The 12058-nt window shown below is 63.3% G+C and carries 13 protein-coding genes; 10 read left to right on the forward strand and 3 right to left on the reverse strand.

What is annotated here, in order from left to right; translation table 11 throughout:
• Window position 1: 1 nt before the first annotated feature.
• Complete coding sequence (gene rsxA, locus GWK36_RS11780; RefSeq protein WP_166272683.1) at window positions 2-583, reverse strand: electron transport complex subunit RsxA; 582 nt, start codon at window positions 581-583, stop codon at window positions 2-4.
• A gap of 265 nt (window positions 584-848) precedes the next feature.
• On the opposite strand from rsxA, the gene nifL reads away from it, so the two are divergent.
• The 9 genes from nifL (at window position 849) to draG (ending at window position 9112) form a co-directional block, all read left to right on the forward strand.
• Window positions 849-2366, forward strand: coding sequence for a nitrogen fixation negative regulator NifL (gene nifL / locus GWK36_RS11785; RefSeq protein WP_166271343.1), 1518 nt, complete (start codon window positions 849-851; stop codon window positions 2364-2366).
• Window positions 2363-3898 carry a nif-specific transcriptional activator NifA gene (gene nifA, locus GWK36_RS11790; RefSeq protein ID WP_166271345.1) on the forward strand — a complete coding sequence of 512 codons (1536 nt, stop codon included), beginning with the start codon at window positions 2363-2365 and terminating at the stop codon, window positions 3896-3898. Before nifL ends, nifA begins: the two co-directional genes overlap by 4 nt.
• Before the next feature lie 194 nt (window positions 3899-4092).
• Window positions 4093-5541 carry a nitrogenase cofactor biosynthesis protein NifB gene (nifB, locus tag GWK36_RS11795; RefSeq protein WP_246237552.1) on the forward strand — a complete coding sequence of 483 codons (1449 nt, stop codon included), beginning with the start codon at window positions 4093-4095 and terminating at the stop codon, window positions 5539-5541.
• Window positions 5541-5819 carry a 4Fe-4S dicluster domain-containing protein gene (locus GWK36_RS11800; protein ID WP_166272685.1) on the forward strand — a complete coding sequence of 93 codons (279 nt, stop codon included), beginning with the start codon at window positions 5541-5543 and terminating at the stop codon, window positions 5817-5819. The genes nifB and GWK36_RS11800 overlap by 1 nt, the downstream gene beginning before the upstream one ends.
• 6 nt (window positions 5820-5825) lie before the next feature.
• Entirely contained in the window at window positions 5826-6242 is a 417-nt protein-coding gene (locus GWK36_RS11805; RefSeq protein ID WP_210756771.1) for a thioredoxin domain-containing protein, read from the forward strand.
• The gene (locus GWK36_RS11810) at window positions 6239-7525 is read left to right on the forward strand and encodes an FprA family A-type flavoprotein (RefSeq protein ID WP_246237553.1); all 1287 of its coding nucleotides are present in this window, start codon (window positions 6239-6241) and stop codon (window positions 7523-7525) included. The genes GWK36_RS11805 and GWK36_RS11810 overlap by 4 nt, the downstream gene beginning before the upstream one ends.
• A 13-nt stretch (window positions 7526-7538) precedes the next feature.
• Complete coding sequence (locus GWK36_RS11815; protein ID WP_166271349.1) at window positions 7539-7826, forward strand: 2Fe-2S iron-sulfur cluster-binding protein; 288 nt, start codon at window positions 7539-7541, stop codon at window positions 7824-7826.
• 34 nt (window positions 7827-7860) lie between these two features.
• A complete protein-coding gene (locus GWK36_RS11820; protein WP_166271351.1) occupies window positions 7861-8223 on the forward strand; it encodes a 2Fe-2S iron-sulfur cluster-binding protein in 363 nt (120 codons plus the stop codon).
• Window positions 8189-9112: an ADP-ribosyl-[dinitrogen reductase] hydrolase gene (draG, locus tag GWK36_RS11825; protein ID WP_166271352.1), complete on the forward strand. Its 924-nt coding sequence runs from the start codon at window positions 8189-8191 to the stop codon at window positions 9110-9112. The genes GWK36_RS11820 and draG overlap by 35 nt, the downstream gene beginning before the upstream one ends.
• Here the strand turns inward: draG and GWK36_RS11830 are convergent.
• Window positions 9067-9939: an SIR2 family protein gene (locus tag GWK36_RS11830; protein WP_166271358.1), complete on the reverse strand. Its 873-nt coding sequence runs from the start codon at window positions 9937-9939 to the stop codon at window positions 9067-9069. The genes draG and GWK36_RS11830 overlap by 46 nt on opposite strands.
• Before the next feature lie 173 nt (window positions 9940-10112).
• On the reverse strand, window positions 10113-11015 hold the full coding sequence (locus GWK36_RS11835; RefSeq protein WP_343033119.1) for an NAD(+)--dinitrogen-reductase ADP-D-ribosyltransferase: 903 nt from the start codon (window positions 11013-11015) through the stop codon (window positions 10113-10115).
• A gap of 86 nt (window positions 11016-11101) precedes the next feature.
• Here GWK36_RS11835 and nifH point away from each other — a divergent pair, with 86 nt between their 5' ends.
• The gene (gene nifH / locus GWK36_RS11840; RefSeq protein ID WP_166271360.1) at window positions 11102-12004 is read left to right on the forward strand and encodes a nitrogenase iron protein; all 903 of its coding nucleotides are present in this window, start codon (window positions 11102-11104) and stop codon (window positions 12002-12004) included.
• Window positions 12005-12058: the final 54 nt, after the last annotated feature.

Consider the following 12058-nt stretch of genomic DNA (forward strand, 5'->3'; position numbering starts at 1 on the left):
ATTACTTGAAGTTCAAGCCTGAAAAACCCATGAAGGCGAGCGCCAAGAGGCTCGCCAGCACGAAGCTGATCGGCGCACCGGCGAAAGCAGCGGGCACGCGCGCGAGCGCCAGCCGCTCGCGCAGGCCGGCGAAGATCAAAAGCACCAGCGTGAAACCGAGCGCCGAGCCGAAGCCGGCGACCATGCTGTGTACGAAGCTGCTCTTTTCCATCACGTTGAGCAGCGCGATGCCCAGCACCGCGCAATTGGTGGTGATGAGCGGAAGATAAATGCCGAGTGACTGATAGAGCTCGGGGCTGCTCTTTTTCACGACCATCTCGACGAACTGCACCGTCGCAGCGATGACGAGGATGAAGGTGAGGATGCGCAGAAAACCGAGGTCAAAGGGCTGCAGCAGCCAGTGCTCGAGCATCCAGGTTGCCGCCGAGGCGAGTGTAATGACGAAGGTCGTCGCCATGCCCATGCCCAGCGCGCTATCCATGTTCTTCGACACGCCCATGAACGGGCATAGCCCGAGGAACTTGATGAGCACCACGTTATTCACGAGGGCTGTCGTTACGAGAAGGATCAGGTATTCGCTCATCATGGCTGTTATCACTCCACGGTTTCATAGGCAGATTCCGTGCCACCGCTCTTTGACATGCGTCAGCTTGGTGCGCTGCAACGCAACCTCGCACCAAAGCGGGGTTTTTTCAGCCCGTACGGCGCTCGGTCGTTTTTGTCGTATTCGCGACAGATAGATCGGAAACGCTACAAACAGGCGGGATTGCGGGCCGTCCTACCCGCGCCGACTTTGTTAGGCACGGATCATGCAGTGCCATTGCCGAAATGGATAGGAAAGCCACGCTATGAGTACAACCAAACAACAGGCCGACGCCGCCCTCAGTCCTGTGTTCCGCGAGGCTGTCACCCAGGCGGACATCGCGATCTCGATCACCGATCCGCAGGCGAACATCCTTTACGTGAATCCGGCCTTTGAGCGTGTCACGGGCTTTTCAGCCGCTGAGGCAATCGGCCGGAACCAGTCGATGCTGTCTGCGAAGGCGACGCCGGTGGCGCTTTACGCCGACATGTGGAAGAAGATTTCCGCCGGTCATCCTTGGAGCGGCCGCCTCGTCAACCGCCGCAAGGATGGCGGGGAGTATCTCGCCGACCTGCTGATCACGCCGGTGCTCGACGCACAGGGCAGGATCAGCCACTACCTCGGCATCCACCGCGACATCACGGCGGTGCATCGGCTCGAATGCCAAGTCAACAACCAAAAGGCACTGATCGAATCGGTCGTCGACGCCGCGCCGCTCGCCATCGCCCTGCTCGACGGCGAGGATTGCGTCGTCCTCGACAACCACGAGTACAAAAAGCTCATGGGCGATCTAGGCATGGCCGAGCCGGCGAGCCTGATCCTCGACGCGGTGCGCGCCAATCTCGGCCACGGTATCGGTCCGGCACGGGAAGGCGCGCTCGCCTTTGCCGACCGGGAGATCCGCATCGACCCACCTGGCCACCGCCCGGCGCGCTGGTTTTCTTGCTCCGGCGCTTGGGTGAAGAGCGTCGATGAAGGCACCGAGGCTTTCTTTGGCCGGCAAGACAGCCTCTACCTGCTCTTGATTGCCAAGGAGATCACCCAGCAGCGCGCACAGCAAGAAAAGGCGCGCATGGCTGCGCTGATGGCCATGATGGCCGAGGAAAACCGCATCGGCGGCCTGCGCGAAAGTCTGTCGGCGGCCCTGTTCCAGATGGAGGGGTTACTCAATGTCGTCGGCTCGGTGGTGGCCATGCTGCAACGGCGCGGACAGCATGACTCCACGGCCGCGGCGCTGGGCGAGGCGGTACGTGCCGGAGAAAAAGCCCTCGAGACGCTGCGGCGCGCCATTCCCGAGCCAAGCGGCGAGGCGGCGGCAGCGACCAACCTCAATGAAATCCTGCGCGATGTGCTCGATCTGTCGACCGGGCGCCTGCTTGCCGCCGGAGTGACCGTGAGCTGGAAGCCTCAGGCCGTGCTGCCGACGATCCAGGGCTATCCGATCCGCTTGCGTGCGTTGTTCAAGGCGCTCATCGACAATGCGCTCGAGGCGATGAACACCAAAGGCTGGCTGGCGCGCGAGCTGACGCTCATCACGCGCACACGGCCCGAGGGGGTCGAGGTCGTCGTCGAGGACAGCGGTCCGGGCATTGCACCCGAACTGCATCTGAAGGTATTCGAGCCTTTTTTCACGACCAAACCTCGGCACAGCGGCACGGGCCTGGCGATGGCGCAACAAATCGTCGCCGATCACGGCGGCACGATCGAGATCGACCCACGTCATGCGGCCGGCTGCCGACTGCGCGTGGTGCTGCCCGTCGGCGCCGGAGAGGCGGCGCGATGAGCGTGCCGTTTTGCCATCTTTCCATCGAGGCGCTCTATCGCGTAAGCCAGGTGCTGTCGCGCTCGCTCGACTACCGCCAGACCCTGGGCGAGGTGCTCGATGCCCTTGCCCAAGCAGGGCTCGTCCGCGGCCTCGTCAGCATCGTCGATCCCGTCAGCGGCGAGCTGGCCATCACCGCCTTGCACGGCCTAGACGAGGCGGCCTACGCGCCGGTGCGTTACCAGTCGGGCGAAGGCGTGCTCGGTATCGCACTCGAAGAAGGCGAAATCGTCGCGATCGAGAATGTCGGCCGCGACCCGCGCTTTCTCAACCGGCTCGGCATCTACGACCCCGCCCTACCCTTCGTCGCCGCGCCGATCGCCGCTGGCGGCCGCCGGCTGGGGGTGTTGGCCGTGCAGCCCGATCTGCCCGCCGGCGCCGCGCTCGAGGATGTCGCGCGCTTCACCGAAATGGTCGCCAACCTCATCGGGCAGAGCGTGCGCCTGGCACTCGAAGTCGAACAGGAAAAACAAAGCCTCGCCGAGGAGCGCGATTCCTTGCGTCGCACCGTGCGCGGCAAATACGGCTTCGACAACATCGTCGGTCGCTCGGCGAAGATGCGCAAGGTCTTCGACCAGGTGCGCCTGGTTGCGAAGTGGAACACGACGGTATTGATCCGCGGCGAGACGGGCACCGGCAAGGAGCTGATCGCCAATGCGATCCACTACAACTCGCCACGCGCGCGCGGCCCCTACGTGCGCTTGAACTGCGCGGCGCTGCCCGAGAACCTGCTCGAATCAGAGCTCTTCGGCCACGAGAAAGGCGCCTTCACCGGCGCGATCGGCGCGCGCAAAGGCCGCTTCGAGACGGCCGACGGCGGCACGCTGTTCCTCGACGAGATCGGCGAAATCTCCCCGGCCTTCCAGGCCAAGCTCTTGCGTGTCTTGCAGGAAGGCGAGTTCGAGCGCGTCGGTAGCACCCGCACGCTGAAAGTCGACGTGCGCGTGATCGCCGCCACCCACCGCGACCTCGAAGCAGCGGTCGATACCGGTGATTTCCGCGAGGACCTCTACTACCGTCTCAATGTGATGCCGATCGTGCTGCCGCCCTTGCGCGAGCGCAGTGAAGACATCCCCGATCTCGCCCGCCACATCGTCGAACGCATCGCTGTGCAGCAAGGGCGCAGGCTGACGCTGCAGGAATCAGCCCTGCGCCGGCTGGTGCAATATTCCTGGCCGGGCAACGTGCGCGAACTCGAAAACTGCCTGGAACGCGCGGCGGTGATGTCGGAGAACGGCGTCATCGACGCCGAGCTGATCCGTCTGGACCGCTCCCGTCCGTCTCATGGAAACCCGTGCGCCTCCCCTGCCGTCTCGCCAGCGCCGAGTTTGGAGTCCCACGACGAGGGCGAGATGAGCGAACGCGAACGCGTCATCGCCGCACTCGAGCAGGCCGGTTGGGTGCAGGCCAAGGCCGCGCGCCTGTTGGGCATGACGCCGCGCCAGATTGCCTATCGCATCCAGATTCTGGGGATCGAGGTCAAGCGTTTTTGAAACACCGCCCCGCCTTTTTGTCGCTTTCAGGACAAGGGCGGAACGGCGTCATTGAGAATCAATGGCTTAGCGTGCTGGCACAGGCGTTGCGTAGGTAGATGTGCTACCCAATCCGAGGAAGACGCATCGTGAGCCCATCCCCTTCCCAAACCTCAGGCTGTCAAGTCGCCCGCTGCGGTTCGAGCGCAGAAAAAATGCACGCCCTGCCGGAGGATATCCGTCGGCGTATCGAGAACCATCCCTGTTATTCGGAGGAAGCGCACCACCACTTCGCGCGCATGCACGTTGCCGTGGCGCCAGCCTGCAACATCCAGTGCCATTACTGCAACCGCAAATACGACTGTGCCAACGAGTCGCGTCCCGGCGTCGTTTCGGAACTGTTGACGCCTGAACAAGCCGTCAAGAAGACGCTGGTCGTTGCCGCTGCCATTCCGCAGCTCTCCGTGCTCGGCATCGCCGGGCCGGGTGATCCGCTCGCCAACCCGGAGCGCACCTTTGCGACCTTCCGCCTGCTCGCCGAAAAAGCGCCGGACATCAAGCTGTGCGTGTCGACCAATGGCCTGGCGCTCCCCCAGTATGTCGAGGAGCTGGCCCGACACAACATCGACCATGTCACGATCACGATCAACTGCATCGATCCGGATGTCGGCGCGCAGATCTATCCGTGGATCTTCTGGCGCAACAAACGCGTGCGCGGACGCGCGGCAGCGGAAATCCTCATCGAACAGCAGCAAAAGGGCCTGGAGATGCTGGTCGCCAAAGGCGTTTTGGTCAAGGTTAACTCGGTGATGATCCCCGGCGTCAACGACGAACACCTCAAGGAAGTCTCCAAGGTCGTCAAGGCCAAGGGAGCGTTTCTCCACAACGTCATGCCGCTGATCGCGGCGGCCGAGCATGGAACCTTCTACGGCCTGATGGGGCAAAGGAGCCCGACGCCGGAAGAGCTCAAGGCCCTGCAGGACGCCTGCGAGGGCGAAATGAACATGATGCGCCACTGCCGCCAGTGCCGCGCCGACGCGGTTGGATTGCTCGGCGAGGATCGCGGCGCGGAATTCACGATGGACAAGGTCGAGGCGATGGAACTGACCGACGAGTTTCTCGCGGCGGCGCTGGCGCGGCGCGTGGCGCTACGCGAGAAAATCGCCGCCGAGCGGGCAGCGAAGCAGGCGAAAGCCCACGCACCGCAGCAGGCTGTCATCACCCTGCATCGCCCGGTACAAAAGTCGGCGCCGGCGGGAGGGCACACGAGCGAAGGACGTCCCGTCCTGATGGCCGTCGCGGCGAAAGGCGGGCTGATCGCCGAACACTTTGGCCATGCGCGGGAATTTCTCGTCTATGAGGTGACGGGTGCCGGCGCGAAACTCGTCGGCCACCGCAAGACCGATCGCTATTGCAGCGGCGACGATACCTGCGGCGAAGCGGTGGATGTGCTCGGCAACACGATCGAGGCCCTCAAGGACTGCGAGGTCGTGCTGTGCTCGAAAATCGGCTATGAGCCTTGGAGCCGGCTGGAGGCCGCCGGCATCCAGCCCAACGGTGAGCACCCGATGGAAGAAATCGAGCCGGCCTGTGTGGCCGTCTGGCACGAGATGCTCAAGGCCGGAAAGCTTATGCAGCTCGCACCGGAAAGGCAGTGTGCGTGATGGCGCTCGAAATCGTCGCAAGCTGTATCAATTGCTGGGCCTGCCTGCCGCTGTGCCCGAATCATGCCATCGTCGAAGCCAAACCTCACTTCCGGATTGACGCCACCCGGTGCACCGAATGCGTCGGCGAGTACGCCGATCCGCAGTGTGCGTCGATCTGCCCGATCGAGGGCGCGATCGTCGATGAACTGAACGAGCCGCTCAACCCGCCCGGCTCGCTGACCGGCATTCCGCCCGCGCGCTGGGCGGCAGTGCGGCGCGAAATCTCCGCAAGGTAAATGCGCATGGCCAAGGTCATCTTTTACGAAAAGCCAGGCTGCTCTGGCAATGCGCGCCAGAAAGCACTGCTCGAGGCCGCCGGCCACAGCGTCGAGGCGCGCGATTTGCTCGCCAAATGCTGGACGCGCATGGAGCTTGTGTCCTTTTTCGCCGGCCGACCCGTGGCCGAGTGGTTCAATCGCAATGCGCCGGCCGTGAAACGCGGCGAGATCGTGCCCGAGGAATGCGACGAGGCCACCGCGCTGGCGCTATTGCAACGATATCCGCTGCCCGCTGCTCGAAGTCGACGGCATGCGCTGCGCTGGCTTCGATCCGGCGGCCATCGATGCCTGGATCGGTCTGGGCGGGGAAAAGCCCGTCACGGACATGGAAGCCTGCCAACACGGCAAGGAAGGCCACCCCTGCCGTGGCCATGCTCATGACCATCCCTGCGGACATGGTCACGCGCACGGCAGCGACTGACGGCGCTGCGGTCGAGATCACGCCCGGCGTTTTCTGGATCGGTGCGCTCGATCCCGGTTTGCGCAGCTTCGACATCATCCTCAAAACGGCAAACGGCACGTCCTACAACAGTTACCTCGTGCGCGGCAGCGAAGGCGTCGCCATCATCGACACCGTGAAGGAGAATTTCTCGATGACCTTCTTTCGCCGCCTCCAGTCGGTGGCCGGCTACGACGAAATCCGCGCCATCGTGCTCAACCATCTCGAACCCGACCACTCCGGCGCACTGCCGGAATTGCTCAAACGCGCACCGCAGGCGCGACTCTACATCTCCTCGCGCGGTGCTCCGATGCTCAAGGGCTTGCTGCACGGCGATACGCTCGCCTACGAGCCGACGCAGACCGGCACGACGGTGCGTCTGGGCGACCGCACGCTACGTTTTCTGCAAACGCCCTTTCTGCACTGGCCGGATACGCAATGCACTTTTCTCGAAGAAGAGGGGGTGCTGTTCTCAGGCGACGCCTTCGGCTGCCATTTCTGCGACGCACGCCTGTTCAATGACGCAGTCGGCGATTTCCGTTTCTCCTTCGAGTACTACTACGCCCATATCATGCGGCCCTTCCGCGCGCATGTGCTGGAAGCGCTCGATCTCATCGAACCGTTGCCAGTGCGGCTCATCGCGCCATCGCACGGCCCGATTCTGCGCGATGCGCCCGAACGCTACATCGCGCGCTACCGCGAACTGTCCGCTCCGGGCTTGAAGAACGAGGCGGCCGACGAAAAGACGCTGCTGATCTTCTACCTCTCCGCCTACGGCAGCACGCGTGCCATGGCCGAGGCGGTTGCCGCTGGCGCCCAATCCATGAGCGGCGTGCGTGTCTCGCTCTATGACCTCGAGGGCGGCGAGGTCGCACCCTTCGTCGACTTGATCGAGGAAGCCGACGCCATCGCTTTTGGCAGTCCGACGATCAACGGCGACGCAGTCAAGCCGGTCTGGGACCTGCTTTCCTCGCTGACCGCCATCAATGTGAAGGGCAAGATTGGCGCTGCCTTCGGCTCCTACGGCTGGAGCGGAGAGGCCGTGCCAATGGTCGAGGATCGCCTGCGCGGTCTCAAACTGCGCGTGCCGGTGCCCGGCGTACGGGCGCGTCTGATTCCGACACCTGCCGAACTCGAAGCCTGCCGAGAATTTGGCGTCAATCTTGCCCGGCACCTGACCGGGCGCATCGAAAAACGCAGTATTGACATGGCCGCACCAACCTGAAAGGAAAACCACTATGCCCAAAGCCCAGGTCACCTTCGCAGACGTCGGCGTCACCGTCACCGTGCCGACCGGCACGCGCCTGATCGAGATCTCGGAAAAAATCGGCGCCGGCATTGTCTACGGCTGCCGCGAAGGCGAATGCTGCACCTGCCTGACCAAGATCATCTCGGGCTACGAGAATCTCGCGCCGCCATCGGTACTCGAGGATCAGGTGCTCAAGGACAACCTTGCACCGCGCCACCACCGGCTCGCCTGCCAAGCCCAGGTATTGGGCGGCGAAATCGTCGTCAAGCCCGCTTGAGTTTTCTTCCCATCCATCCAAGGAGCAAGCAAGCATGCCACTCATTACCTTTTCCAGCCCTCTGCACAAAGACAAGACCGTCTATGCCGCCGCCGGCAGCCATACGCAAACTATCCTGCAGATCGCCAAGGACAACCATATTCCCATCGACTTTTCCTGCAGCGACGGCGAATGCGGCACCTGCCTGGTCAAGGTCAAACGCATCGATCCCAAAAAACCGCCGCTCGCCAACCCGCTCACCGAGCGCGAGATCAAGGTGCTCAAAGAGCTGGGCAAGATCACCCAGGCGGAGATCGACCAGATGATGGTCGATGACATCGCGCCCAACGAATGGCGGCTCGCCTGCCAGATGGTGGTGCGCGATGAAGACATTCTCGTCGAGTATCCCAGCCGCTGAGGTTCTTGCCCGCGCCCAAGCGGCCTACCTGGGCCTGGCGCTGGGCGATGCGCTTGGCGCCACCGTCGAGTTCATGACGCCGCGCGAGATTCGCGCGCAGTTCGAGGTTCACCGCGACATCCGCGGCGGCGGCTGGCTGCGGCTGCCGCCCGGTCAGGTCACCGACGATACGACGATGTCGCTCGCGCTGGGCAAGGCGATCCTCGCCGATGGCGGGCGCGTCGAGCCGCTTTCTTGCGCGCAGGCGTTCGACGCCTGGATGCGCGCCAAGCCCGTCGACATCGGCAATACCGTCAGGCGCAATCTCGTCGCCTTTCGCAGAAGCGGCGATCCGGTAGCGCCACCGTCGGAGCACGATGCCGGTAACGGCGCGCTGATGCGCGTGCTGCCGGTGGCGCTGGCCACCTTCGGGCGGCCGGAGGACGTAGTCGCTGCCGCCGTGCGAGCGCAGGCGCATGTCACGCACAACAACCCGGATTCGGACGCCGCTTGCATCTTCTTCGCGCTGACGGTGCAAGACGCTATCGCTGGTGAACCGCTGCACGCGCTTTACCGCCGGCGCATCCGTCCCTTCATCGCGGCGCATCCGGTCTTCGCCTACCGCACCCGCCGCCGCGAGAATCCGAGCGGTTGGGTGGTGGAAACCCTGCAGGCCGTGCTGCAGGCGCTGCTGGACACCGACAGCTTTGAGGACTGCCTGATCGACATCGTCAATCGCGGCGGCGATGCCGACACGACCGGCGCGATCGCCGGTATGCTGGCCGGGGCGCTCTATGGAATCGGGTCTATTCCCGGACGCTGGCGCAACGCGCTGGATCCAGCCATCGCCGCGGCATGCGTGGCTCAGGCGCAAGCGTTGCTCGCTTGCGCGGCAGAGCAGTCAAGCTGATCGAGCAGCCAGGAGATGCCGACGGGCAGAATCTCGATGCCAAGACGCGTAAGGAAACGCCGCTCCTTATCGGTGGGGCTGTCGATCAGCGCCCAGCCTGCTGGGCTGCCGGCGCCGTAGATCAAATCTTTCATCACCATGCGCTCGGTATCGCGGGTAAAACGCATCCCCAAAAACAGATAGCGCTTGCCCTGGCGCAACCTCTTGACGAAGGAGGGCACGGCAAAGCCTCCCATCAGCTCGGTGATGTAGTCGACATAGTCGGCATCCGAAGCGATGTAGCTCGACTGTGGGCGCGGCGCGCCCATCGGCTTGAAGAGCACCGGCAAACCCTCCGGGGCCTGCTCTGGCGCAACGGTGCGGTAGTCGCGACCATCGTACTGATAGAGCCTGAAGCGGTAGTCTGTGCCGCCGATACGCGCGCAGCCTTGCACCAGCAGGTGCGGCACGCCTGCATAGCTGTCGAGCAGTTGCGTGTCACGGTTGATGTCGATGACGTAACCCGGCTGTAAGGCCTTAAGCCAGTCGTGGACAGCCGCGCGCGACCATTGCGTCGTGCCGTAAGTGGCGTCGAGAAATTTCGTCACTGCCGCGCGGCCACGTTTTAATTCGACGTGCATCGCCGCGCGCGGAAACTCATACATCAGCTTGGGCGCCATCGGGCGGCCAGAATTCATGGCGAGGATCAGTTCCTCACTGGTGGCAGGCATGGGAACGCCAGTGGCCGTGTTGCGCACGTCGGCGAGCACGCCGGGGCCGAGATAAGGAACAATGCTGCCGTCTTTGATGCCGGCGAGCAGTTCGGTCTGTGTTACGGGTAACGTCATAGTGCACTCCAAAGGTTGTCGGTGTGCCCAGGCAAAAACCGAACCAGTCGGAAACCGGCTCGCTGTCTTGCGGAGGATGGGCTTTGTCGCATTCGCGACAAAGGATGGCGCTCGCTTCGTTGCCATACCGACCAGGTCTGCGGCGAGCAGCAGCCGCTCGACAACGACCGCTTTCAGAGCGTGGCGAGCGTGACTTCGTATGCGCCGCCGATGACCAAATGCTCGCCCTCGCCCTGTAGCACGCCGGGTAGCAGATCACAGTGAAAGAAAATCTTCGCTACCGGGACTCGTGCGGTAAGGATGAAATCGCCGAACTCGCCGGCGCGCTCGCGCGAGGAGGTGAATGAGACGAGGTTGTTGAGGAGCACCGTCGGTTGGCGGCCTGCATCATCGAGGACTTCATGCTCGGTAAAGCGGTTGACGCCGCGGTGGAGCGTCATATGGGTCTGTCCAGGATGGCGGCGGCGAAACTCATACTGGCACCAGGTATAGACAAGATCGAGCTGGGCTTCGAGCGCGTTGGTGCCGTAGAGCCCAGCGGCGCGCATCTGCTCGTAACGGCGCCAGGCGGGCCCGTCGAAATCGCGCAGCGGCGCACCGTGAAAGCGCGGTAGCAAGCCAAAGCGCGATTCGACCCAGCCTTTGAGTACCGCGCCTTCGCGGCCATCGGCATCGAAGCTCCAGCCACGCAGCAGACGTCGCCAATCAGCCTTGGCGCGCTTGCCGGTATGCGCATCGAAGCCAGCCTCCTCCAGACGGTCGAAGCAGAAATGGACGGCGAGGTAGTCGCAAAAGAGGGTAGCGCGTTCGGCCGCATCGTCGATGCCGTCGAGCAGGGCGAACAGGTCATCGTGCAGCTCGGTGACACCGTCGAGGATCAGGCTGGTCGGATGATGCTGGAAGGTGACGCTGCCGAGAATCACCGCCGGCAGGTTGCAGCGGTTGATCGGCAATCGCGCCCAGCTGGGCAGGCTGGGTTCTGTTTTGTTGGGATGCCTACACAGAAATACTTCGTCGTCGGCTGGCTCGAACACAAGAAGTCTTTGAATATCAGAGAGATGGGGTGGCCTTGTCACGATGGCACGCTCCTTGCGGATCCTTGGTCGGGAGGGCAGGAACCCCGTAGATGCCCGAGCGGATTCAACTCACAGGAGAGTACATCATGGCAAAACTGCGTCAATGCGCCATCTATGGCAAAGGTGGCATCGGCAAGTCCACCACCACCCAGAACCTCGTCTCGGCGCTCGCCGAAGCAGGCAAGAAAGTGATGATCGTCGGTTGTGACCCGAAGGCCGACTCGACGCGTCTGATTCTACACTCGAAGGCCCAGACCACCGTCATGCATCTGGCTGCCGAAGCCGGCTCGGTCGAGGATCTCGAGCTCGAAGACGTGATGGCGATCGGTTTTGGCGGCGTCAAGTGCGTCGAATCGGGTGGTCCCGAGCCCGGTGTGGGCTGCGCCGGCCGCGGCGTCATCACCGCGATCAACTTCCTCGAAGAAGAAGGCGCCTATGACGAGGATCTCGACTTCGTCTTCTACGATGTGCTCGGCGACGTGGTCTGCGGCGGTTTCGCGATGCCGATCCGCGAGAACAAGGCGCAGGAAATCTATATCGTCGTTTCCGGCGAGATGATGGCCATGTATGCCGCCAACAACATCGCCAAGGGCATCGTGAAATACGCCAACTCCGGCGGCGTGCGCCTGGCGGGGCTGATCTGCAACAGCCGCAAGGTCGACCGCGAGGACGAGCTGATCACCGCGCTGGCCGAACGGCTCGGCACCCAGATGATCCACTTCGTGCCGCGCGACAACGTCGTGCAGCACGCCGAGATCCGCCGCATGACGGTGATCGAGTACGACCCCAAGGCCAAGCAAGCCGACGAGTATCGGGCACTGGCGCAGAAGATCATCAACAACACCAAGTTCGTCATTCCCACGCCGCTGGAGATGGAGGAACTGGAAGCCTTGCTGATGGAATACGGCATCATGGAAGCGGAAGACGAGTCCATCGTCGGCAAGACCGCCGCCGAGTTGTCCGCCGAAAGTTGCGCGATGGCCCCCTGAACGCATCGAGACATTTTTCGCAAACCGTCGCGCCGTGCCGATAGGGAGGCCGGC

This window comes from Caldichromatium japonicum (genome assembly GCF_011290485.1).
Lineage (GTDB): Bacteria > Pseudomonadota > Gammaproteobacteria > Chromatiales > Chromatiaceae > Thermochromatium > Thermochromatium japonicum.

Bases quoted from the DNA above. Each gene is read 5' to 3' on its own strand.
- rsxA (WP_166272683.1), bottom strand. From the start codon at position 583: ATGAGCGAATACCTGATCCTTCTCGTAACGACAGCCCTCGTGAATAAC.
- nifL (WP_166271343.1), top strand. From the start codon at position 849: ATGAGTACAACCAAACAACAGGCCGACGCCGCCCTCAGTCCTGTGTTC.
- nifA (WP_166271345.1), top strand. From the start codon at position 2,363: ATGAGCGTGCCGTTTTGCCATCTTTCCATCGAGGCGCTCTATCGCGTA.
- nifB (WP_246237552.1), top strand. From the start codon at position 4,093: ATGCACGCCCTGCCGGAGGATATCCGTCGGCGTATCGAGAACCATCCC.
- GWK36_RS11800 (WP_166272685.1), top strand. From the start codon at position 5,541: ATGGCGCTCGAAATCGTCGCAAGCTGTATCAATTGCTGGGCCTGCCTG.
- GWK36_RS11805 (WP_210756771.1), top strand. From the start codon at position 5,826: ATGGCCAAGGTCATCTTTTACGAAAAGCCAGGCTGCTCTGGCAATGCG.
- GWK36_RS11810 (WP_246237553.1), top strand. From the start codon at position 6,239: ATGACCATCCCTGCGGACATGGTCACGCGCACGGCAGCGACTGACGGC.
- GWK36_RS11815 (WP_166271349.1), top strand. From the start codon at position 7,539: ATGCCCAAAGCCCAGGTCACCTTCGCAGACGTCGGCGTCACCGTCACC.
- GWK36_RS11820 (WP_166271351.1), top strand. From the start codon at position 7,861: ATGCCACTCATTACCTTTTCCAGCCCTCTGCACAAAGACAAGACCGTC.
- draG (WP_166271352.1), top strand. From the start codon at position 8,189: ATGAAGACATTCTCGTCGAGTATCCCAGCCGCTGAGGTTCTTGCCCGC.
- GWK36_RS11830 (WP_166271358.1), bottom strand. From the start codon at position 9,939: ATGACGTTACCCGTAACACAGACCGAACTGCTCGCCGGCATCAAAGAC.
- nifH (WP_166271360.1), top strand. From the start codon at position 11,102: ATGGCAAAACTGCGTCAATGCGCCATCTATGGCAAAGGTGGCATCGGC.